Genomic DNA, 21,670 nt, shown 5'->3' on the forward strand with positions numbered 1-21,670 from the left:
GCCGGAGGAAGCCGATGACGCAGTACCGCCAGGTACCCGCGCAGGTCGACCTGCCCGCCCTGGAGCACGCCGTGCTCGAGTTCTGGCGCGAGCAGAAGACCTTCGCCCGTACCCTCGAACAGTCCGAGGGCCGCCCCGAGTGGGTGTTCTACGAAGGCCCGCCGACCGCCAACGGCATGCCCGGCGCGCACCACATCGAGGCCCGGGTCTTCAAGGACGTCTTCCCGCGTTTCCGCACCATGCAGGGCTACCACGTGGCCCGCAAGGCCGGCTGGGACTGCCACGGCCTGCCGGTCGAGCTCGCCGTCGAGAAGGAGCTCGGCTTCTCCGGCAAGCAGGACATCGAGGCGTACGGCATCGCCGCCTTCAACGACAAGTGCCGCGAGTCCGTCACCCGCCACACCGACGCGTTCGCCGAGCTCACCACCCGCATGGGCTACTGGACGGACCTGGACGGCGCCTACCGCACCATGGACCCGGACTACGTCCAGAGCGTCTGGTGGTCGCTGAAGGAGATCTTCACCAAGGGCCTGCTGGTCCAGGACCACCGCGTCGCCCCCTGGTGCCCCCGCTGCGGCACCGGCCTGTCCGACCACGAGCTGGCGCAGGGCTACGAGACGGTCGTCGACCCCTCCGTCTTCGTCCGCTTCCCGCTGACGTCCGGCCCGCTCGCGGGCGAGGCGTCGCTGCTGGTGTGGACGACCACCCCGTGGACGCTGGTGTCCAACACGGCCGCCGCCGCGCACCCCGACGTCACCTACGTCGTGGCCACCGACGGCAACGAGAAGCTGGTCGTCGCGGAGCCGCTGCTGGAGAAGGCCCTCGGCGAGGGCTGGACCGCCACCGGCCGGTCCTTCACCGGCCGCGAGATGGAGCGCTGGGCCTACCGCCGCCCGTTCGACCTGGTCGAGCTGGAGGACGCCAGCTTCGTCGTCAACGCCGACTACGTCACCACCGAGGACGGCACCGGTCTGGTCCACCAGGCCCCGGCCTTCGGTGAGGACGACCTCAGGACCTGCCGCGCCTACGGCCTGCCCGTGATCAACCCCGTCCGCCCCGACGGCACCTTCGAGGAGGGCCTCGGCCTGGTCGGCGGCCAGTTCTTCAAGAAGGCCGACGAGAAGCTCGTCGCCGACCTCTCCGAGCGCGGCCTGCTCTTCAAGCACGTCGCGTACGAGCACAGCTACCCGCACTGCTGGCGCTGCCACACCGCGCTGCTGTACTACGCCCAGCCGTCCTGGTACATCCGCACGACCGCGGTCAAGGACCGGCTCCTTGAGGAGAACGAGAAGACCAACTGGTTCCCCGACTCGGTCAAGCACGGCCGCTTCGGCGACTGGCTGAACAACAACATCGACTGGGCGCTCTCCCGCAACCGCTACTGGGGCACCCCGCTGCCCATCTGGCGCTGCGAGGAGAACCACCTCACCTGCGTCGGCTCGCTGGCCGAGCTCTCCGAGCTGACCGGCACCGACCAGAGCGGCCTGGACCCCCACCGCCCCTACATCGACGACGTCACCTTCACCTGCACCGCCGACGGCTGCTCTCACCGGGCCGTGCGCGTGCCGGAGGTCATCGACGCCTGGTACGACTCGGGCTCGATGCCGTTCGCCCAGTGGGGCTACCCGTACAAGAACAAGGAGCTGTTCGAGCAGCGCTACCCGGCGCAGTTCATCTCCGAGGCCATCGACCAGACCCGCGGCTGGTTCTACACCCTGATGGCCGTCGGCACGCTCGTGTTCGACAAGTCGTCGTACGAGAACGTGGTCTGTCTGGGCCACATCCTCGCCGAGGACGGCCGGAAGATGTCCAAGCACCTGGGCAACATCCTCCAGCCGATCCCCCTGATGGACCAGCACGGCGCCGACGCCGTCCGCTGGTTCATGGCCGCCGGCGGCTCCCCGTGGGCCGCGCGCCGCGTGGGTCACGGCACGATCCAGGAGGTCGTCCGCAAGACGCTCCTCACCTACTGGAACACCGTCGCCTTCCAGGCCCTGTACGCCCGCACCTCCGGCTGGGCGCCCGGCGCGTCCGACCCGGCACCGGCCGAGCGGCCGCTGCTGGACCGCTGGCTGCTGGGCGAGCTCAACACGCTCGTCGGCCAGGTCACCGAGGCCATGGAGGCCTACGACACCCAGCGCGCCGGAAAGCTGCTGTCGGCCTTCGTCGACGACCTGTCCAACTGGTACGTGCGCCGCTCGCGCCGCCGGTTCTGGCAGGGTGACGCGGCCGCGCTGCGCACGCTGCACGAGGTCGTCGAGACCGTGACCCGGCTGATGGCGCCCCTGGTGCCGTTCATCACCGAGCGGGTGTGGCAGGACCTGATCGTCCCGGTCGACCCGCAGGCCCCGGAGTCGGTCCACCTGGCCACGTGGCCGAAGGCCGACACGGCGCTCGTCGACCCGGCGCTGTCCCAGCAGATGCTGCTGGTCCGCCGCCTGGTCGAGCTGGGTCGCGCCACGCGCGCCGAGTCCGGCGTCAAGACGCGTCAGCCGCTGTCGCGCGCGCTGGTCGCCGCGGCCGGCTTCGAGGCGCTCGGCGAGGAGCTGCGCGCGCAGATCGCCGAGGAGCTGAACGTCTCCTCGCTCGCCTCCCTCTCGGAGGTCGGCGGCTCGCTCGTCGACACCACGGCCAAGGCCAACTTCCGTGCCCTGGGCAAGCGCTTCGGCAAGGGCGTCCAGGCGGTGGCCAAGGCCGTCGCCGCGGCCGACGCCGCCGCGCTGTCGCTGGCGCTGCGCGAGGGAACGGCCTCCGTCGTCGTCGACGGTGAGACCGTCACGCTCGCCCCGGACGAGGTGATCATCACCGAGACGCCGCGTGAGGGCTGGTCGGTGGCCTCCGACTCGGGTGCCACGGTCGCCCTCGACCTGGAGATCACGCCGGAGCTCCGGCGTGCGGGTCTCGCGCGGGACGCCATCCGGCTGATCCAGGAGGCCCGCAAGAACAGCGGCCTGGACGTGGCCGACCGGATCGCCCTGCGGTGGACCGCCACGGACGAGGAGACGGTGACCGCTCTGACCGAGCACACCGGTCTCATCGCGGACGAGGTCCTGGCGACGGACTTCGCCACGGGTGAGGCGGACGACTCCTACGGTGAGCCGTTCGTGGACGAGGGTCTCGGACTGACGTTCCGCCTCCGTAAGGCGTAAGCAGACGGGTGAAAGCCCCCCGGCGCCTGTGCGCCGGGGGGCTTTCACCTGCCCTGGGGGGCTTCTTCCCCCCCCGTCCGGGACACGGGTGCGCAAACGGGCCGGGCCCCTGGGAGATCCCAGGGGCCCGGCCCGTTGATGCCGACGACTACGCGGCCGTCAGTTGTCGTCCTCGTCGATCAGGAAGCCCCGCATCGGGGACGGCGCCTGCATCGGCTGCTGGCCCTGCGGCCGCACCGGTGCCATCGGCTGGGTCATCGCCGGCGACATCTGCTGCTGGCCGCCGTACGACGGGGCAGCCGTCGACGGGCCGCCGTGACCGCCCATGGACTGGTTGCCGCCCATGGAGTGGCCGCCCATGCCGGCACCCGTCGAGGCCATCGACCCGCTCATCGAGGGGGCCGGCGGCAGCGACGCCGCTGCGGGCGTCCGCGGCGGGGCCAGCGAGTCGTCCGCCTGGTTCTCCAGCTGACGCAGCTGGCTCTCCAGGTAGGACTTCAGGCGGGTGCGGTACTCGCGCTCGAAGCCGCGCAGGTCCTCGACCTTGCGCTCCAGCGTGGCGCGGGCGGACTCCAGGGAGCCCATCGCCACGCGGTGCTTCTCCTGCGCGTCCCGCTCCAGGGCGTCGGCCTTGGCACGGGCGTCCCGCTCCAGGCCCTCGGCGCGGCTGCGGGCCTCGCCGACGATCTTGTTGGCCTCGGAACGGGCCTCCGCGATCGCCTGGTCGGCCGTCTGCTGGGCGAGGGAGAGGACGCGGGCCGCGCTGTCGCCGCCCGGACCCTGTCCGGGCTGGGGCAGCTGCGGGCCGCCCATGGGGCCGTTCTGACCCATGCCGTTCTGGCCCATGGGGCCGTTCTGCTGCATGGGGTTCTGCCCCATCGGTCCGTTCTGTCCCATGGGGCCGCCCATCGGGCCACCCATCGGACCGTTCTGTCCCATCGGGCCGGGACCGTGCGGGCCCTGAGGACCGTGGCCGTGACCGCCGGGGCCGGCCGGCAGCTGCGGGGCACCGCCCGGAAGCTGCGGCGGGCCGCCCATCTGCTGCTGGTTCGGCGGCACCGGCTGCGGGCCCGATATGGCGGCGGGCACCGGAGCGCCGGGTCGCTGGTCCTGCGGCTCGGGCTTGCGCATGTTCTGCTGCTGGTTCTGCGCGGCGGCACGCGTCGCGGCGGCCAGCTTGGCGCGCAGATCCTCGTTCTCCCGGAGCAGGCGGGTCAGTTCGGCCTCGACCTCGTCGAGGAAGGCATCGACCTCGTCCTCGTCATAGCCTTCTCGGAGGCGGACGGTCGTGAACTGCTTGTTCCGCACGTCCTCGGGGCTCAGCGGCATCTCTTCTTCACCTCAACGTAGTCGTCGGCAATCGGCAAGACCGTATCGTTCACAGCCGCGTTCACAGCCGGCTCACGACGGTGATCAGGATGTAGACGATGATCATCAGTACGAAGAAGGACAGGTCGAGCGCTACGCCCCCGAGACGCAGCGGCGGGATGACCCGCCGCAGAAGCTTGAGTGGCGGATCGGTGACAGTGTAGGTCGCCTCCAGGACGACCACCATCGCCTTACCGGGTTGCCACGAGCGGGCGAACTGGAAGACGTAGTCCATCACCAACCGGAAGATCAGCACGATCAGGAAGCAGTACAGCGCGATGTAGATCACCTGCTGTGCGATGCCCATCTCGCGCTTCCCTCTCCCCTTGCTCGTACTCGGCCTGACCGGCCGTTGTCCGGATTGCCCGGTGTTGCGTCTCAGCTCTGGTTGAAGAACCCACCCTCTGCGATGCGGGCCTTGTCCTCCGCCGTGACATCGACGTTAGCAGGAGACAGCAGGAACACCTTCTGCGTCACCCGCTCGATACTGCCGTGCAGTCCGAAGACCAGACCGGCCGCAAAGTCGACAAGTCGCTTCGCGTCGGTGTCGTCCATCTCGGTGAGATTCATGATCACCGGGGTACCTTCGCGGAAGTGTTCCCCGATGGTACGGGCCTCGTTGTAGGTCCGGGGGTGCAATGTCGTGATGCGGTAAGGCTCCCGCTCGGACACAACCTTGGGCATGATCACCGGTGCGTTCTTCTCCAGAGAGTGGCGTTCGGGTGTGATGGACGACACGGGGGCGATTCGGGCGGGTCGTCCCGTTTCCGCTACGAGCGGAGCGGGTTCGCGCTGCGCGGGCGGCTGGGCGACTCGAACCGGTTCGTCCGATTGCGTCTGTTGTGCTTGGTGCGATTGGTGCTGCCGGCGCCGGTCCGGCTCCGGCTCGGGCTCGAACTCGTCGTCGGGGTCGAACCCCGGGCCGTCGTACCCATCGTCCTCCACGAGGCCGAGGTAGACCGCCATCTTGCGCATCGCGCCGGCCATTCTCTGCGTCCTCCGCTCTGTGGTGGATCGGCTCCGTCAACGGCGCCCGGATCCACGTGGTCCGCCCGCCTTTTGGCGGGAATGACCATATTTTCTGCTGTGGTCCGACTTCTTGGCGACGTTACCCGAGCCGGGGTCGGACTCCGAGTACCGCTGAGCCGACACGTACATGTGTCGCACCGGCCGCCACGGCGTCCTCGAGGTCCGCGCTCATCCCTGCGGACACCATGTTCGCAGCAGGATGAGTCGCGCGCAGGTCCGTTGCGATTTCCATCAGCCGCCCGAAGGCGGCCCGCGGCCGGTCCGCGAACGGCCCGGTCAGCGGAGCCACCGTCATCAGACCGACGGGCCGCAGACCTTCCGCCGCCGCGATCTCATCCGCCAGGTCCAACACCCCGTCGGGAGCGACGCCGCCTCGCTCCCCCCGGGCTCCCGACTCCGCGTCAAGCGCCACCTGGATCAGGCAGTCCAGCTCCCGGCCGGCCCGGACGGCCGCCGCCGACAGCGCGGTGACCAGTCTGCTTCGGTCAACGGAGTGCACCAGACCGGCGTAATTCACTACCGACCGGACCTTGTTTGTCTGCAACTGACCGACGAAGTGCCAGGTAAGCGGCAGGTCCGAGCACTCGGCCGCCTTGGGGGCGGCGTCCTGGTCGCGGTTCTCGGCGACGTGACGGACACCCAGCTCGCTGAGGAGGCGGACGTCGCTCGCGGGGTAGGTCTTGGTGACCACGATCAGGGTCACCTCCTCGCGCTCGCGGCCGGCCGCGGCGCAAGCGGCGGAGATACGTTCCTCCACACGGGCGAGGTTGTCCGCCAACTGGGTTCTACGGTCCGTCACAGCTCGTCCAGCCACACATAGCTCGCGAGCCGTCCGGTGGTGCGCTCGCGCCGGTAGGAGAAGTGGTCCGCCGACTCCAGCGTGCAAATGTGAGATTTGCCGCTGATGGTGACACCCATTCGGCCCAGCTGGGCCGCGACCCCGGCGGCGACGTCCACCGCCGCCGTGCCCTGGCGGGTGGTGGCCCACGCCTCGGGCACCGCCTCGGCGACCTCGAGCCGCATCGCCTCGGGCACCTCGTAGCACAGGCCGCAGACGGAGGGGCCGATGTGGGCGAGCATCCGGTCCGGGTCGGCGCCGAGCCGGAGCATCTCCTCCACGACCGCCGGAACGACCCCGGCCACCAGGCCGGGCCGGCCGGCGTGGGCTGCGCCCGCGATCCCGGCGACCGGGTCGGCCAGCAGGACCGGGGTGCAGTCGGCGGTCAGGACCGCGAGGGCCAGCCCCCGACGGGCCGTCACCAGGGCGTCGACCCGGGGGGTTTCACCCGATTGCCACGGTCCGTCCACTACGGCCACATCCGCGCCGTGCACCTGGTTCATCCAGACCACCGCCGCCGGGTCCAGGCCCAGCGTGCGGGCGGCCCGCTCGCGGTTGGCCCGCACGGCCGCCGGGTCGTCGCCGACCGCGCCGCCCAGGTTGAGCTCCGCATACGGAGCGGCGCTCACCCCGCCCCACCGGTCGGTGAAGGCGAAGTGGGCGCCGCTCGCGTGGGCCACCTGGGGCCCTCCCCGCGTGTGCGGGGCTGAATTCCCTATCACGGAGGTCACTTCGGCCCGCGTCACTTCAAGAAGTCGGGAACGTCCAGTTCCTCGGCCGTGGAGTCCTGGTACGGACGGGCCGGGGGGACCTGGGGCGAGGCGACCGGGGGCGGCGGAACCTCGGCGACCGGCGACGGGTCGGCCGGTACGGGCTCCTCCGTGCGGGGGGTCACGCTGCCGAGACCACCGAAGGACGGGCGGGCCGGCTCGGCCGACGGGGCGGCCTGGCGGCTCGCCGGCGTGGTGGCCGCGGAGCTCTCCTCGCGGGCGGAGCCGTAGGAGGAGGAACCACCGAGCACCTTGTCGCGGCTGCCCTTGGCCGGCGGCTGGCCGCCGTCGAAGCCGGCGGCGATGACCGTGACCCGGACCTCGTCGCCGAGGGCGTCGTCGATGACGGCGCCGAAGATGATGTTGGCCTCGGGGTGGGCGGCCTCGCTGACCAGCTGGGCGGCCTCGTTGATCTCGAAGAGACCGAGGTCGGAACCGCCGGAGATGGACAGCAGGACACCGCGGGCGCCGTCGATGGACGCCTCCAGCAGCGGCGAGGAGATCGCCATCTCGGCCGCCGCCACCGCGCGGTCGTCGCCGCGGGCCGAGCCGATGCCCATGAGCGCGGAGCCGGCCTCGGACATCACGGACTTGACGTCGGCGAAGTCGAGGTTGATCAGACCCGGGGTGGTGATGAGGTCGGTGATGCCCTGGACGCCGGACAGCAGCACCTGGTCGGCCGACTTGAACGCGTCGAGCACGCTCACCTGACGGTCCGAGATGGACAGCAGCCGGTCGTTGGGGATGACGATGAGGGTGTCGACCTCGTCGCGCAGGCCGGCGATGCCGTCCTCGGCCTGGTTGGCGCGGCGGCGGCCCTCGAAGGTGAACGGGCGGGTCACCACACCGATCGTCAGGGCGCCGAGGGACCGGGCGATGTTGGCCACGACGGGCGCGCCGCCCGTGCCGGTGCCGCCGCCCTCGCCCGCGGTGACGAAGACCATGTCGGCCCCCTTGAGGACCTCCTCGATCTCCTCGCGGTGGTCCTCGGCGGCCTTGCGGCCGACATCGGGGTTGGCGCCGGCGCCGAGGCCGCGGGTGAGCTCGCGGCCGACGTCGAGCTTGACGTCTGCGTCGCTCATCAGCAGGGCCTGCGCATCGGTGTTGATCGCGATGAACTCGACGCCCTTGAGACCGACCTCGATCATCCGGTTGATGGCGTTCACGCCACCGCCGCCGATGCCGACGACCTTGATGACTGCGAGGTAGTTCTGCGGTGCTGCCACGTCGAAGGCCTCTCGCCTCGAGTTACGTATGCCTGGGGGCGGTTCTCAATGCCGACCCGAACCCTAACGTTGAAGTTTAGGGTTACCGGTGTCACTGTTCCCTGGGTTCTCTGAAGCAGGACACTAAGTCGACAAGCGGCGCGGCTTCAACGAACACGCCGAACCTCCCGTTTTTCTTTTCACCCTATGTGATCACCCATAGCCGTAGCCAACCAGGGTGCTGGCCGGCCTGGATCGGCGTCAACTCCCGGACACCGCGGGGGCGGCCGGAGCGCTGACGTCGAAGCGCTTGGCGCCGCCCGCAGCCTTGAGCAGTGCAGTGAGCGTACGGGCCTTCACCTCGCCCCGTTCACCACTTCCCCAGACCACCGTCCGACCACCCGTCAGTTCCACGGTGATGGAGTCGTACGAGCGCACCCGGATGACGAGGGTCTGCCCGCGGATCGCGGCAGGCAGGGCGGCCGCCACGCGGACGGCCTCCTGTTCGAGCCGCTCGGTGCCGAACCGGCGGGTGCTGGGCGAGTCCTCGGTCTCCAGCACCAGCCGGGGCACGCCCCGGACGGCTTGATCGACTGTGGCGAACCGCACGCCGGAACCGTCGATTTCGATGAACTTCCCGGCCTTCTCGAGAAGCGCCTTGGGCTGTCGTTCGGTCACTTTCAGACCGATCGCGTGTGGCCAGGACCGCTCGACGTCGACCGTCTCGACGCGCCGCAGCCGGGCGCGCAGCCGCTCCTCGATGGCGTCGGTGTCGACCGACGCCAGGGGGTCGCCGAGGGGCACCTCGGCCGCCTCGCGCACCTCGTCGGCCGTCAGCACCGTGGTGCCGCTGACCTCCACACGGGTGACGCACAGCCAGCCGGAGCCGTAGAGCACCCAGCAGACGCCCGCGCCGAGGAGGGCGGCCAGCACGGCCCACAGGAGCAGTCTGCGCCGTCCGGCGCGCCGGGAGCGGGCGCCGGAGCCGCGCGGCGCGCCCTTGCGGGGCTTGCCGCCCGGCCGGCGGGAGCGGGAGGGCAGGAGAGCGGGCCGGGACGCCTTGGGCGACTTCGGCGATCTGGACGACTTGGACGACTTCGACTTCGCGTTCTTCGCGCCACCGCGCCGGGCGGTCGTCGGTCCGGCCACGCTCCTCAAGCCTCCTGCTCTACGGGCGCTCAGCCCGCTCTGCGTGCGGCAATCGCCTCGTACACCATGCCGACCAGGAGCTCGTCGGCGTCCCGCCGCCCGAACTCCGCGGCGGCGCGGGACATCTCGTACAGCCGGTGCGGGTTGGAGAGCACCGGGAGCACCTGGCTCTGCACCCACTCCGGGGTCAGCTCGGCGTCGTCGACCAGCAGGCCGCCACCCGCCTTGACCAGCGGCTGGGCGTTGAGCCGCTGCTCGCCGTTGCCGATGGGCAGCGGGACGTAGGCCGCCGGGAGGCCGACGGCGGACAGCTCCGCGACGGTCATCGCGCCCGCGCGGCAGAGCATCATGTCGGCCGCGGCGTACGCGAGGTCCATCCGGTCAACATACGATACCGGGATATAGGGCGGCATTCCGGGCATGTTGTCCGCGTGCGGCAGTTCGTTCTTGGGACCGACCGCGTGCAGGATCTGGACGCCGGAGCGCTGGAGCAGCGGGGCGACCGCCTGGACGACCTCGTTGAGCCGGCGGGCGCCCTGCGAGCCGCCGGAGACCAGCAGCGTGGGCAGGTTGGGGTCGAGCCCGAAGGCGGCCCGCGCCTGGGGGCGCATGGCGGCCCGGTCCAGGGTGGCGATGGTGCGGCGCAGCGGGATGCCCACGTAGCGGGCGTTGCGCAGCTTGCTGTCCGGGGTGCTCACCGCGACCGACGCCGCGTAACGCGAGCCGATCTTGTTGGCGAGGCCGGGGCGGGCGTTGGCCTCGTGGACGATGATCGGCACCCCGAGCCGCTTGGCGGCCAGGTAGCCGGGCAGCGCCACGTAGCCGCCGAAGCCGACCACGCAGTCCGCCTGCGTGCGCTCCAGGATCTGCTCGGCGGCCTTGATGGTGCCGCGCAGCCGCCCGGGGACGGTGATCAGCTCCGGGGTGGGCTTGCGCGGCAGCGGTACGGCGGGGATGAGCCCCAGCTCATAGCCCCGCTCGGGCACCAGGCGGGTCTCCAGGCCCCGCTCCGTGCCGAGCGCTGTGATCCCCACGGTCGGGTCCTGCCTGCGCAGGGCGTCCGCGAGGGCGAGCGCGGGCTCGATGTGGCCGGCGGTCCCCCCACCGGCGAGTACGACATGCACCGAAATTCACCGCTCTCCGGACGGTCGCTTCTTGACGCGCCGTCTCATCGTCTTCCATCTCACCCCAGGCTGCCGCATGGCCAGCGCCGCCCGTGCACCGGGTTCGTCGCGCGCGAAGGCGATCAGCAGCCCGATGGCGAACATGGTCGGCAGCAGGGCGGACCCTCCGTAGGAGAACAGCGGGAGCGGGACACCGGCGATCGGCAGCAGGCCGAGCACCGCACCGATGTTGACCACGGCCTGGGCCGTGATCCAGGTGGTCACACCTCCCGCGGCGTACCTCACGAAGGGGTCCTCCGTGCGTCCGGCCACGCGGATACCCGCATAGCCTAGAGCCGCGAACAGGGCGAGTACCGACAGCGTCCCCGCCAGACCCAGTTCCTCGCCGGTGATGGCGAAGATGAAGTCGGTGTGGGGTTCGGGCAGTTCACCCCATTTCTCCACACTCGCCCCGAGGCCGGCGCCGAACCAGCCGCCGTTGGCCAGGGCGTAGATCCCGTGCACGGCCTGCCAGCACTGGTCGTTCACGCCCGGGTCGGTGGCGCCGATGCACTCCAGGCGGGACATGCGGTTGGCGCTGGTCTTGATGAAGAGCACGGCGAGCACGGCCGTGACGCCGAACACCCCGGAGAACAGCCTGGTGGGGGCGCCCGCCACCCACAGCAGGCCGAGCAGCACGGCGGTGAGGACGACGGTGGTGCCCATGTCGCCGCCCAGCATGATCAGGCCCAGCAGCAGGAAGGTGACCGGCACCAGCGGCACCAGCAGGTGCTTCCACTGGGTGAGCAGCTTCTTGGACTGCTTGCGGGCCAGCAGGTCCGCCCCCCACAGCACCAGGGCGAGCTTGCCGAACTCGCTGGGCTGGAGCTGGAAGGGGCCGCCGAGGGAGATCCAGTTGGTGTTGCCGTTGATCGTCTCGCCGATGCCCGGCACCTGGACCAGGCACAGCAGGAAGACCGAGCCGGCCAGCAGCGGGTAGGCCAGGGCGCGCAGCAGCCGCACGGGGGTCCTGGCGGCGGCCAGCAGCAGCACGGTGCCGATCGCGGCGGCCAGCAGCTGCTTGCGGAAGAAGTAGCTGGGGGCCAGCCCGTTCTGGAGGGCCTTGATCTGGGAGGCGGAGTAGACCATCACCAGGCCGAGCACGGTGATGAGCAGGGAACCGCCCAGGACCAGGTAGTAGGCGGTCAGCGGGCGGTCCCAGGCGCGCTTGGCGCGCAGCTGGAGGCCGCGCAGGCCGCCGGGGCCGCCGCGGGGGCGCCGGGGCCCGCCCGGGGTCGCCCGGCCCGCCGGACGGGGGGCACGGGCGGGGCGGGACCGGGCCACGGACCCGCGCAGGGCCGTCCAGGCGCCGCTCGGCCAGGCGCTCTCGTCCGCGTGCATCCGGGTGTCCCCTCCGCTTGAGTCCCGCGCCGCCGGCCCGCGCCGAGGGGGGCGGCGGCTACTCGTCCGCGCCGCGGCCGGTTTCCAGGGCCCGTACCGCCTCGGCGAAGGCCTCGCCGCGCTTGTTGTAGTTGGTGAACATGTCCATCGAGGCGCAGGCCGGGGCCATCAGCACGGTGTCCCCGGGACCGGCGAGCCGGGCCGCCTCCCGGACCGCCGCCGCCATCGCCCCAGTGTCGGTCCGGTCGAGGTCCACGACCGGGACATCCGGGGCGTGTCGCGCCAGCGCCTCCCTGATCAGCGCCCGGTCGGCCCCGATCAGGACGACGCCGCGCAGCCGCTTCGCGGAGGCGGTGACCAGCTCGTCGAAGGTGGCGCCCTTGGCGAGGCCGCCCGCGATCCACACGATCGACTCGTAGGTCGCGAGCGAGGCCTGGGCGGCGTGGGGGTTGGTGGCCTTGGAGTCGTCCACGTAGACGACGTCGTCGACCTCCGCGACGTGCGCGATGCGGTGGGCGTCCGGGCGGAAGGCGCGCAGGCCGTCGCGGACCGCCTCGGGGGGCACGCCGAAGGCACGGGCCAGGGCGGCCGCGGCCAGGGCGTTGGCGATGTTGTGCGGGGCCGCCGGGCCGGCGGAGGGCGCGATGTCGGCGACCTCGGCCAGCTCCTGGGCCTGCTGCTGGCGGTTCTCGACGAACGCCCGGTCGACGAGGAGGCCCTCGACGACGCCCAGCATGGAGGGGCCGGGGGCACCGAGGGTGAAGCCGATGGCGCGGCAGCCCTCCTCCACGTCGGCCTCGCGGACCAGGTGCTCGGTGCGCGGGTCCTCGACGTTGTAGACGCATGCGACGGTGTTGCCCTCGTAGATGCGGCCCTTGTCGGCGGCGTACGCGCGCATGGAGCCGTGCCAGTCGAGGTGGTCGGGCGCGACGTTGAGGACGGCCGCGGAGTGGGCGCGCAGCGAGGGCGCCCAGTGCAGCTGGTAGCTGGAGAGCTCGACGGCGAGCACGTCGTGGGGCTGGTCGCCGAGGACCACGTCGATGATCGGCGTGCCGATGTTGCCCACGGCGGCCGTGCGCAGCCCGGCGGCCTCCAGGATGGAGGCGAGCATCTGCACGGTGGTGGTCTTGCCGTTGGTGCCGGTGACCGCGAGCCAGGGCGCGGCGTCCTCGCCGCGCAGCCGCCAGGCGATCTCGACGTCGCCCACGACGTCGACGCCCGCCTCGGCGGCTGCCGCGAAGAGCGGGCTCTCCGGCTTCCAGCCGGGCGAGGTGACGACCAGGTCGGTGCCCTCGGGGAGGGTGTCGGCGTCGCCGAGGCGGACGGCGACCCCCTGGTCCGTGAGGACCCGGGCCCGCTCCCGCAGCGCCGGGCCGTCACCGCCGTCGACGACGGTGACCCGGGCGCCGAGGCCGGCCAGGGCGCGGGCGGCGCTGACGCCGCTCACCCCGAGGCCGGCGACGGTGATGTGCTTGCCGTGGAACTCTGCGGGGCTCACTTGATGGCCAACCATCCGGCGTAGAAGATTCCGAGCCCGACGGCCACGCACAGACCCTGGATGATCCAGAACCGGACCACGACCAGGACCTCGCTCCACCCCTTGAGTTCGAAGTGGTGCTGGAGCGGAGCCATCCGGAAGACGCGCTTCCCGGTCAGGCGGAAGGAGCCGACCTGGATGATCACGGACATGGTGATCAGCACGAACAGGCCGCCGAGGAGCGCGAGCAGCAGCTCCGTGCGGGAGCAGATCGCCAGGCCCGCGAGGGCGCCGCCGAGGGCCAGCGAGCCGGTGTCGCCCATGAAGATCTTGGCGGGCGAGGTGTTCCACCACAGGAAGCCGAAGCAGGAGCCCATCAGGGCCGAGGCGACGACGGCGAGGTCGAGCGGGTCCCGCACCTCGTAACAGCCCGCGCCCGCGGTCAGCGGGTTGGCGCAGGACTGGCCGTGCTGCCAGGTGCCGATGAAGACGTAGGCGCCGAAGACCATCACGGAGGCGCCGGTGGCCAGGCCGTCGAGGCCGTCGGTGAGGTTCACGCCGTTCGACATCGCGAGGATCATGAACAGCGCCCAGACCACGAAGATCACGGGGCCGACGGACCAGCCGAAGTCCTGGGTGAAGGACAGCCGCGTGGAGGCCGGGGTCTGGCCCCGGGTGTCGGAGAACTGGAGCGCCAGCACGGCGAAGGCGATGCCGACGATCAGCTGGCCGGCCATCTTCGCCTTGGCCCGCAGGCCCAGGCTCCGCTGCTTGACGATCTTGATGTAGTCGTCGAGGAAGCCGACCAGGCCCATGCCCGCCGTCAGGAACAGCACCAGCAGACCCGAGGTGGTCGGCTCCCTGCTGGTGATCACCTTGGTCGCCGCGTACGCGATGAGCGTGGCGAGGATGAAGGCGATGCCGCCCATGGTGGGCGTGCCCTTCTTCCCGGCGTGGCCGCGGGGGCCGTCGTCACGGATGAACTGGCCGTAGCCCTTGCGGGCGAGGAACTTGATCAGCAGCGGGGTGCCGATGAGGGTCAGGAACAGACCGATGACACCCGCGAAGAGGATCTGGTTCATCAGCCGGCGACCTCACCGTCGAGAGCGAGCAGCTGCTCGGCCACCCGCTCCAGCCCCACCGACCTGGACGCCTTCACCAGTACGACGTCTCCCGGACGCAGCTCGCTGCGCAACAGGTCGACCGCCGCCTGCGCGTCGGACACGTGCACCGACTCCTCACCCCACGAACCCTCGTTATAGGCGCCCATCCGCAGCCAGGCCGCTTCCCTGCCCCCGACTGCCACGAGCTTGCTGACGTTGAGCCGGACGGCGAGCCGTCCGACAGCGTCGTGCTCGGCGAGTGACTCCTCGCCCAGCTCGGCCATCCGACCGAGTACTGCCCACGTACGCCCGCCCCTAGCCTGTGCGGCTTCGCCCATCGCGACCAGCGCGCGCAGCGCGGCTCGCATGGACTCGGGGTTCGCGTTGTAGGCGTCGTTGACGATCGTCACGCCGTCCGCGCGCTCGGTGACCTCCATCCGCCAGCGCGAGAGCTGGCCCGCCCCGGAGAGCGCGGAGGCGATCTCCGACACGGGCATGCCCAGCTCATGGGCGACGGCGGCGGCGGCGAGCGCGTTCGACACGTGGTGCTCACCGTACAACCGCATGGTCACGTTTCCGCACCCGGTGGGTGTGTGAAGCGTGAACGAGGGCCGCCCCAGGGCGTCCAGGCGGACGTCCTCGGCACGGACGTGCGCGTCGGCGGCCTCTCCGAAGAGGACCGTACGGGCCTTGGTGCGCGCGCTCATGGCGCGCACCAGCGGGTCGTCGGCGTTGAGCACGGCGATGCCGCCGTCGGCCTCGCCGGGGAGGGACTCGACGAGCTCCCCCTTGGCCTGCGCGATCTGCTCGCGGCCGCCGAACTCGCCCAGGTGGGCGGTGCCGACGTTGAGCACGACGCCGATGCGCGGCGGGGTCAGCTCGGTCAGGTAGCGGATGTGGCCGATGCCGCGGGCGCCCATCTCCAGCACCAGGTGCCGGGTGCCGGCGTCGGCGCGCAGCGCGGTCAGCGGCAGCCCGATCTCGTTGTTGAGGGAGCCGGGGGTCCACACCGTGGGGCCGATGCCGGTCAGCAGCTGGGCGACCAGGTCCTTGGTGCTGGTCTTGCCGGCGGAGCCGGTCAGCGCCACGACGGTGGTGCCGAGCCGCTCCACGACGGCGCGGGCGAGCTTGCCGAGGGCCGCGACGACGTCGTCCACCACGACGGCGGGGACGCCGACGGGCCGGGAGGCCAGCACGGCCGTGGCGCCGGCGGCGACGGCCCGTTCGGCGAAGTCGTGGCCGTCGACGTGCTCGCCGGCGAAGGCGGCGAAGAGGCTGCCGGGCCGCACCTCACGGGAGTCGATGACGACCGGACCCGTGACGGTGAGCCCCGGGTCCGGTATGTCGTGCTGCTGCCCGCCGACGATGGCGGCGACGTCGGCGAGGGAGAGTGCGATCACCGGTGGTCACCTCCGGCCGTTCGGGAGAGCTTCCGGGGGGAGGGTTGTGCGCGCATGGCGGTCTGTCATCCCTGGTCGTTCCGGTGCTTGGTCGACGAGCGCGCGCGCTCGGCCTCGATGGCCTCGCGCAGCACCCGGCGGTCGTCGAAGGGGCGTACCACTCCGGCGACGTCCTGGCCCTGTTCGTGGCCCTTGCCGAGGACCAGGACGGTGTCACCGGGTTCGGCGCGGGCGACGGCGGCGGCGATGGCGGCGGCACGGTCCTCCAGCAGGAGGACGGTGCCGCGCTCGGCGGGGGGCACCTCGACGGCGCCCGAGAGCATGGTGGCGAGGATCGCGAGGGGATCCTCGGAGCGGGGGTTGTCGGACGTCAGCACGGCCGTGTCGGCCAGCCGGGCCAGGGCGCGGCCCATCGGCGCCCGCTTGGTGGTGTCACGGTCGCCGCCGCAGCCGAGCACGGCGTGCACCCGGCCCGTGCCGACCTCGCGCAGGGCGCGGAGAACCGATTCGACGGCGTCCGTCTTGTGCGCGTAGTCGACCACGGCCAGGTAGGGCTGGCCCGCGTCGACGCGCTCCAGGCGGCCGGGCACGCCGGGGACGGCCGCGACGCCGTCGGCGGCGGCCTGCGGGTCGGCGCCCGCGGCGACGAGCGCGACGATGGCGGCGAGCGCGTTGGCGACGTTGAACGGGCCGGCGAGCGGCGCCCGGGCGGTCACGGACCGGCCCTCGGGGCCCAGGACGGTGAAGGTGGAGTCGAACGGGCCGATCTCCACGTCCACCGCGCGCCAGTCGGCGTCCTCGCGGCCCTCGGCGGAGAAGGTGACGACGGGGACCTCGGACTCGCCGCGGGCGAGGCGCCGGCCGTACTCGTCGTCGAGGTTCACCACGCCCAGGCGGCTGCGCTCCTTGGTGAACAGCTCGGCCTTGGCGGCGAAGTAGTCCTCCATGCCCGAGTGGAACTCCATGTGCTCCGGGCTGAGGTTGTTGAAGACGGCGACGTCGAAGACGCAGCCGTCGACGCGGCCGAGGCGCAGGGCGTGGCTGGAGACCTCCATGGCCACCGAGCGGACGCCGCGCTCGCGCATGACGGCGAAGAGCGCCTGGAGGTCCGTGGCCTCGGGGGTGGTGCGCTCCGACTTCAGCGCCTCGTCACCGATGCGGGACTCGACGGTGCCGATGAGGCCCGTCGGTCCGGCCAGGGCCCGCAGGCCCCCCTCGATGAGGTAGGCGGTGGTGGTCTTGCCGGAGGTCCCGGTGATGCCGATCTGGAGCAGGTCGGCGCCGGGGTCGCCGTAGACGGCGGCGGCGAGGGCGCCCATGTGGCCGCGCGGGTCGTCGACGACCAGCACGGGCAGGCCGGTGGCGGCGGCGCGCTCGGCGCCCGCCGGGTCGGTCAGCACGGCGACGGCGCCGAGGCCCGCGGCCTGGGCGGCGAAGTCGGCGCCGTGGAAGCGGGCGCCGGGCAGGGCCGCGTAGACGTCGCCGGGGCGGACGGCCCGCGAGTCGTGGGTGATGCCGGTGGCGGCGGCCTCGGCACCCTGCGGCGCGGGAATGCCCAGCTGACCGGCCAGCTCCGCGAGGGGCACGGGGCGGACCTGGGTGGGGCGGGGCGCTCCCGGCGTCACGACGGGCGTGTCCTTGGGAGGGTTGGGGGACTGATCAGCGTGGGGCACGGCGGTGAGCGTACCGGGCGCACCCTCCTCGTCGCGAAGCGAGGGGCGTGCCGGGCCGTGGTTCCCCGGACCGGGAGTGATCGTCGTCACGGCGAGCCGGCGGGCCGGCCGTCGTAGCTCACCGGCAGCCGGGGCGGCTGGGAGCCCGACGGCGGCACCTGGAGGGTCTTGAGCGCGAACTCCATCACCTGCTTGAAGACCGGTCCGCAGATCTGCCCGCCGAAGTAGCTGCCCCTCGTGGGGTTCTGGATGGCGCAGTAGACGGTGATCCGGGGCTGGTCGGCCGGGGCGAAGCCGGCGAAGGAGGCGGTGTAGCCGTGGTAGCGGCCGGTCTGCGGATCCACCCGGTTGGACGTGCCCGTCTTGCCGGCGACGCGGTAGCCGGGGATCTTCGCCTTGGTGCCGGTCCCCTCCTGGTCGTCGACGACCGACTCGAGCATCTCGGACAGCTGCCGGGCGGTCTTCTCGCTGACCACGCGTGTGCGGGGCGGCGGCGGGGCCGCGGTGAAGCGGTGGTCGGGACCCTTGGTGCCGCGCACGAGGGTGGGCTGTACGCGCTCGCCGCCACCGGCGATGGTGGAGAACACCGACGCGGCCTGGACGGCGTTGAGGGACAGGCCCTGGCCGAAGGGGATGGTGTAGGGCCGGGAGGCGGTCCACTCCCCCGGCTTGGCGAGGATGCCGGGGGTCTCGCCCGGGAAGCCGAGGCCGGTGGGGCGGCCGACGCCGAACCTGCGGAGGTAGGTGTAGAGGACCTTGTTGGCCTCCTCCCGCGTCTTGCCGAGCTGCTCGCTGGCCAGGATGGTTCCGATGTTGCTGGACTTGGCCAGGACGCCGTTGAGGGTCAGGTGCCAGGTGGGGTGGTCGATGTCGTCGGCGAAGGCGCGGTCGGCGCGCGGCAGCCGGTTGGGCACCTCGACGTGCGTGGCGGGGTTCGCCACGCCCTCCTCCAGGACGGCGGCCATGGTCATGACCTTGCTGACGCTGCCCGGTTCGTAGGCGTCCTGGAGGGCGAAGTTGCCCATGGCGGCGCGGTCGGCGTGGGCGAGGTCGTTGGGGTTGTAGCCGGGGGCGTTGGCCATGGCCAGGATCTCGCCGGTGCGGGTGTCCTGCACGACGACGTAGCCGCGGTCCGCCGCCGAGTCGGTCACCTGGCGGCTGATGGCGTTCTGGGCGGCCCACTGGATGTCGCGGTCGAGGGTCAGCTCGACGTCGGAGCCGGGCACGGCGGCCTGTTCCTTGACGTCCCCGGTGGGCACCTGGCGGCCGCCGGACTGGGCGTAGACGCGCTTGCCGTTCTTGCCGGCGAGGGTCTCCTCGAGCTGCGCCTCCAGGCCGCCGCCGCCCTGGCCGTCGCCGCTGACGAAGCCCAGCAGGCCGGCGGCGAGGTCGCCGTTGGGGTAGACGCGCTTGCTGTGGGACTCGCGGTTGACGCCGGCGAGGACGTTCACGCCCTTGGTCCGGTTCGCCTTCTCCTGCTGCTGCTTCTTCAGCTCGGTGATCTTCTTCCAGACCTGGGGGGTCTGGCGGCGGGCGAGCACGACGTACTTCGACTTGGGGTTGGCCGTGAGCCGCTGTTCCAGCACGTCGGCCTGCTCGTCGAGGACCGGGGCGAGCAGCTCGGCGGCGAGCCGGGCGGCGCCCTCGGCCTTGGCCCGCTCGGGGGTGAGCAGGTCGGGGGCGGCCGTGATGTCGTAGGCGTCGACGGTGGTGGCCAGGTCCACGCCGGTCCGGTCGGTGATGGCGCCGCGCTCGGCGGCCAGGGTGACGGGGATGTAGCGGTTGACGTTGGCCTGGGCGGCGTACGCGCCGGCGTCGACGGCCTGCACCTGGAGCAGCCGCACGGTGAAGACCAGCAGGACGAGCGTGAGCCCGACCCCGATCATCCGCAGCCGGGGCCGGGGGTTGCCCAGCCGGAGGGCCTGGGAGCCGGGGCGGGGGCGGGCCGGGCGCGCGGCGGGGCGCGCGGGCCCGGGGACCGGGCGGCGGGGCTGCCTGGGCGCCGTCACGACGTCACCTACCTGACCTGTCGGAGGTTCCCGTCCGCCGGTGGCGGGGGGAGGGCGGGGACGGCGGGGACTGTCGTCGGCTTGCGGCCGTCGGCCGGCGGGGGCGCCGGGGACGGCACCGCGAGGGGGGACACGGGCACCGCGGGGGCGGCGGAGGGTGCGGGCGCCACCAGGGGGACCAGGGGGGACGCGGGCGAGGACGGCGCGGCCGGGACGGCGGGCGCGGGGGCGGGCGCCTCGGGGGCGGCATAGGCGGCGGGGGCGGCCGGGACCTCGGAGGACGCCGGCCCGGGGACGCCGCTGACGGTGCCGTCGGGGTTGAGGAAGGCGGGGCTGCCGCCGGGGACCATGCCCAGCTCGCGGGCGCGGCGCTCCAGGGCGTCCGGGGCGGCGAGCTGGTCGACCTCCTGTTGCAGGGCCTGCTCCTCGTCGGTCAGCTCGGTGGTCTTGCGCTGGAGGCGGCTGAGGTCGAAGGAGCCCTGGTTGAGGGAGGAGTTCAGCAGCAGCAGGGAGATCAGGCCGGAGCCGAGCAGCACCACGACGAGGAGGACGAACGGGGTGCGCCTGGCGCCGGCCACGCCCGGGGGCAGCAGCCGGCCGAGCCGGGGGCCGCGGCGGGCCGCCGGCGTCACGGGATGTCCTCGCGGATGCGCTCGGCGCCGCGCAGCCGGGCGGGGGCGGCGCGCCGGTTCTCGGCGACCTCCTCCTCGGTGGGCAGCTCCGCGCCGCGGGTCAGCAGCTTCAGGCGCGGCTGGTACTGCTCGGGGACGACGGGCAGCCCGGGCGGTGCGGTGCTCGTGGCGCCCGCGGCGAAGACGCTCTTGACGATGCGGTCCTCCAGCGACTGGTACGACAGCACGGCGATGCGGCCGCCGACCGCGAGCGCGGCGACGGCGGCGGGGATGGCCTGCTCGACGCTCGCGAGCTCGGCGTTGACCTCGATGCGCAGGGCCTGGAAAGTGCGCTTGGCGGGGTTGCCGCCGGTGCGCTTGGCGGCCTGCGGCAGGGCGTCGCGGATGAGCTCGACGAGCCGGGCGCTGTTGCTGAAGGGCTCCTTCTCCCGCTCGCGGACGACGGCCGACACGATGCGCTTGGCCTGCTTCTCCTCGCCGTACGCGCGCAGGATGCGCACCAGCTCGCCGGGCGGGTAGGTGTTGAGCACCTCGGCGGCGCTGATGCCCGTGGTCTGGTCCATGCGCATGTCCAGCGGCGCGTCCTGCGCGTAGGCGAAGCCGCGGTCGGCCTCGTCGAGCTGCATGGAGGAGACGCCCAGGTCGAAGAGGACGCCCTGGACACGGGGGATGCCCAGCCGCTCCAGGACCTCGGGCAGCTCGTGGTAGACGGCGCGCACCAGCGTGGCGCGGTCGCCGTAGGGGGCGAGGCGCTCGCCTGCGAGCTTCAGGGCCGTGGGGTCGCGGTCGAGGGCGACGAGCCGGACCTCCGGGAACCTCTTGAGCAGCGCCTCGCTGTGCCCACCGGCGCCGAGGGTGCAGTCGACGACGACCGCGCCGGGCTCGGCGAGTGCGGGGGCGAGCATGTCCAGGCAGCGCTGGAGCATGACGGGGACGTGTCGCGCGTTGCTGCTCATGCGCCCTTCAGAGAGGTATGCGGGGGGCGCGGCGCGCGCACACCGCCGGGTCCCCGCCCGCTCGAAGGGGAAGCGGCCGGTCCGGCACCGGGGAAGAGGCGCCGGGGCGACCGGGGAGCGGGAGGAGGCCGAGGGGTGCGTACGCGTCGCGCACGGGAGTTCTTCGGTTCCAAGGGGAGCGTCACGCCTCCCACTTCGCGCCACTTTAGTCCACTCGTCCCCTCGGTCAACCAACCGGCCTGCGCGTCCCGCGATAGGTGTGATCAGGCGCGGCAGATGGGTGGTGAGGGGCGCGTGAAGGCGCCCGGTCACCCGAATGGCGGATGACCAGGGCGTTGTGGCATACCTCACAAGAGGTCGTGTTGGCCGTGAATGTCGCCCGGTAAACCGGGCCGACCGGCGCCCGGC

At 72.3% G+C, this 21,670-nt stretch carries 17 protein-coding genes; 1 reads left to right on the top strand and 16 read right to left on the bottom strand.

Annotated elements, in window-relative coordinates; genetic code table 11:
* Positions 1–14: 14 nt before the first annotated feature.
* Positions 15–3,149 (top strand): isoleucine--tRNA ligase, encoded by a 3,135-nt coding sequence (ileS, locus tag CYQ11_RS07735; protein ID WP_099197391.1) that lies wholly within the window; start codon positions 15–17, stop codon positions 3,147–3,149.
* A gap of 159 nt (positions 3,150–3,308) precedes the next feature.
* On the opposite strand, the gene CYQ11_RS07740 is transcribed toward ileS, so the two are convergent.
* From CYQ11_RS07740 to rsmH, 16 genes are all read right to left on the bottom strand, one after another.
* On the bottom strand, positions 3,309–4,478 hold the full coding sequence (locus CYQ11_RS07740; protein ID WP_099197392.1) for a DivIVA domain-containing protein: 1,170 nt from the start codon (positions 4,476–4,478) through the stop codon (positions 3,309–3,311).
* A gap of 61 nt (positions 4,479–4,539) precedes the next feature.
* Positions 4,540–4,824, bottom strand: a complete 285-nt coding sequence (locus CYQ11_RS07745; RefSeq protein ID WP_099197393.1) for a YggT family protein — start codon at positions 4,822–4,824, stop codon at positions 4,540–4,542.
* A gap of 71 nt (positions 4,825–4,895) precedes the next feature.
* Positions 4,896–5,504 carry a cell division protein SepF gene (locus CYQ11_RS07750; protein WP_099197394.1) on the bottom strand — a complete coding sequence of 203 codons (609 nt, stop codon included), beginning with the start codon at positions 5,502–5,504 and terminating at the stop codon, positions 4,896–4,898.
* 121 nt (positions 5,505–5,625) lie between these two features.
* Positions 5,626–6,345 (bottom strand): YggS family pyridoxal phosphate-dependent enzyme, encoded by a 720-nt coding sequence (locus CYQ11_RS07755; RefSeq protein ID WP_099197395.1) that lies wholly within the window; start codon positions 6,343–6,345, stop codon positions 5,626–5,628.
* Positions 6,342–7,064 carry a peptidoglycan editing factor PgeF gene (gene pgeF / locus CYQ11_RS07760; RefSeq protein WP_099197396.1) on the bottom strand — a complete coding sequence of 241 codons (723 nt, stop codon included), beginning with the start codon at positions 7,062–7,064 and terminating at the stop codon, positions 6,342–6,344. Before pgeF ends, CYQ11_RS07755 begins: the two co-directional genes overlap by 4 nt.
* Positions 7,065–7,126: 62 nt before the next feature.
* Entirely contained in the window at positions 7,127–8,380 is a 1,254-nt protein-coding gene (ftsZ, locus tag CYQ11_RS07765) for a cell division protein FtsZ (protein ID WP_099197397.1), read from the bottom strand.
* A gap of 240 nt (positions 8,381–8,620) precedes the next feature.
* Positions 8,621–9,508 carry a cell division protein FtsQ/DivIB gene (locus CYQ11_RS07770; protein WP_099197398.1) on the bottom strand — a complete coding sequence of 296 codons (888 nt, stop codon included), beginning with the start codon at positions 9,506–9,508 and terminating at the stop codon, positions 8,621–8,623.
* 29 nt (positions 9,509–9,537) lie between these two features.
* Positions 9,538–10,632: an undecaprenyldiphospho-muramoylpentapeptide beta-N-acetylglucosaminyltransferase gene (gene murG, locus CYQ11_RS07775; protein WP_099197399.1), complete on the bottom strand. Its 1,095-nt coding sequence runs from the start codon at positions 10,630–10,632 to the stop codon at positions 9,538–9,540.
* 6 nt (positions 10,633–10,638) lie between these two features.
* Positions 10,639–12,012 carry a putative lipid II flippase FtsW gene (gene ftsW, locus CYQ11_RS07780; RefSeq protein ID WP_240003079.1) on the bottom strand — a complete coding sequence of 458 codons (1,374 nt, stop codon included), beginning with the start codon at positions 12,010–12,012 and terminating at the stop codon, positions 10,639–10,641.
* Between the two features lie 58 nt (positions 12,013–12,070).
* Positions 12,071–13,525, bottom strand: a complete 1,455-nt coding sequence (murD, locus tag CYQ11_RS07785) for a UDP-N-acetylmuramoyl-L-alanine--D-glutamate ligase (protein WP_099197400.1) — start codon at positions 13,523–13,525, stop codon at positions 12,071–12,073.
* A complete protein-coding gene (gene mraY, locus CYQ11_RS07790) occupies positions 13,507–14,571 on the bottom strand; it encodes a phospho-N-acetylmuramoyl-pentapeptide-transferase (RefSeq protein WP_099197401.1) in 1,065 nt (354 codons plus the stop codon). The genes murD and mraY overlap by 19 nt, the downstream gene beginning before the upstream one ends.
* Complete coding sequence (locus CYQ11_RS07795) at positions 14,571–15,992, bottom strand: UDP-N-acetylmuramoyl-tripeptide--D-alanyl-D-alanine ligase (protein WP_099197402.1); 1,422 nt, start codon at positions 15,990–15,992, stop codon at positions 14,571–14,573. Before CYQ11_RS07795 ends, mraY begins: the two co-directional genes overlap by 1 nt.
* Positions 15,993–16,057: 65 nt before the next feature.
* Positions 16,058–17,755 carry a UDP-N-acetylmuramoyl-L-alanyl-D-glutamate--2,6-diaminopimelate ligase gene (locus CYQ11_RS07800; RefSeq protein ID WP_099197403.1) on the bottom strand — a complete coding sequence of 566 codons (1,698 nt, stop codon included), beginning with the start codon at positions 17,753–17,755 and terminating at the stop codon, positions 16,058–16,060.
* Positions 17,752–19,674, bottom strand: a complete 1,923-nt coding sequence (locus CYQ11_RS07805; protein WP_099197404.1) for a peptidoglycan D,D-transpeptidase FtsI family protein — start codon at positions 19,672–19,674, stop codon at positions 17,752–17,754. Before CYQ11_RS07805 ends, CYQ11_RS07800 begins: the two co-directional genes overlap by 4 nt.
* An 8-nt stretch (positions 19,675–19,682) precedes the next feature.
* Positions 19,683–20,306, bottom strand: coding sequence for a cell division protein FtsL (gene ftsL, locus CYQ11_RS29460; protein WP_099197405.1), 624 nt, complete (start codon positions 20,304–20,306; stop codon positions 19,683–19,685).
* Positions 20,303–21,262, bottom strand: coding sequence for a 16S rRNA (cytosine(1402)-N(4))-methyltransferase RsmH (gene rsmH / locus CYQ11_RS07815; protein ID WP_099197406.1), 960 nt, complete (start codon positions 21,260–21,262; stop codon positions 20,303–20,305). The genes ftsL and rsmH overlap by 4 nt, the downstream gene beginning before the upstream one ends.
* Positions 21,263–21,670 lie beyond the last annotated feature (408 nt).

The sequence above is a fragment of the Streptomyces cinnamoneus genome, assembly GCF_002939475.1.
GTDB lineage: Bacteria > Actinomycetota > Actinomycetes > Streptomycetales > Streptomycetaceae > Streptomyces > Streptomyces cinnamoneus_A.

What these genes read in the sequence shown, in the direction of transcription:
- mraY (WP_099197401.1), bottom strand. Translation starts at nt 14,571, where the DNA reads ATGAACCAGATCCTCTTCGCGGGTGTCATCGGTCTGTTCCTGACCCTC.
- CYQ11_RS07750 (WP_099197394.1), bottom strand. Translation starts at nt 5,504, where the DNA reads ATGGCCGGCGCGATGCGCAAGATGGCGGTCTACCTCGGCCTCGTGGAG.
- ileS (WP_099197391.1), top strand. Translation starts at nt 15, where the DNA reads ATGACGCAGTACCGCCAGGTACCCGCGCAGGTCGACCTGCCCGCCCTG.
- murD (WP_099197400.1), bottom strand. Translation starts at nt 13,525, where the DNA reads ATGGTTGGCCATCAAGTGAGCCCCGCAGAGTTCCACGGCAAGCACATC.
- ftsW (WP_240003079.1), bottom strand. Translation starts at nt 12,012, where the DNA reads ATGCACGCGGACGAGAGCGCCTGGCCGAGCGGCGCCTGGACGGCCCTG.
- CYQ11_RS07740 (WP_099197392.1), bottom strand. Translation starts at nt 4,478, where the DNA reads ATGCCGCTGAGCCCCGAGGACGTGCGGAACAAGCAGTTCACGACCGTC.
- rsmH (WP_099197406.1), bottom strand. Translation starts at nt 21,262, where the DNA reads ATGAGCAGCAACGCGCGACACGTCCCCGTCATGCTCCAGCGCTGCCTG.
- CYQ11_RS07745 (WP_099197393.1), bottom strand. Translation starts at nt 4,824, where the DNA reads ATGGGCATCGCACAGCAGGTGATCTACATCGCGCTGTACTGCTTCCTG.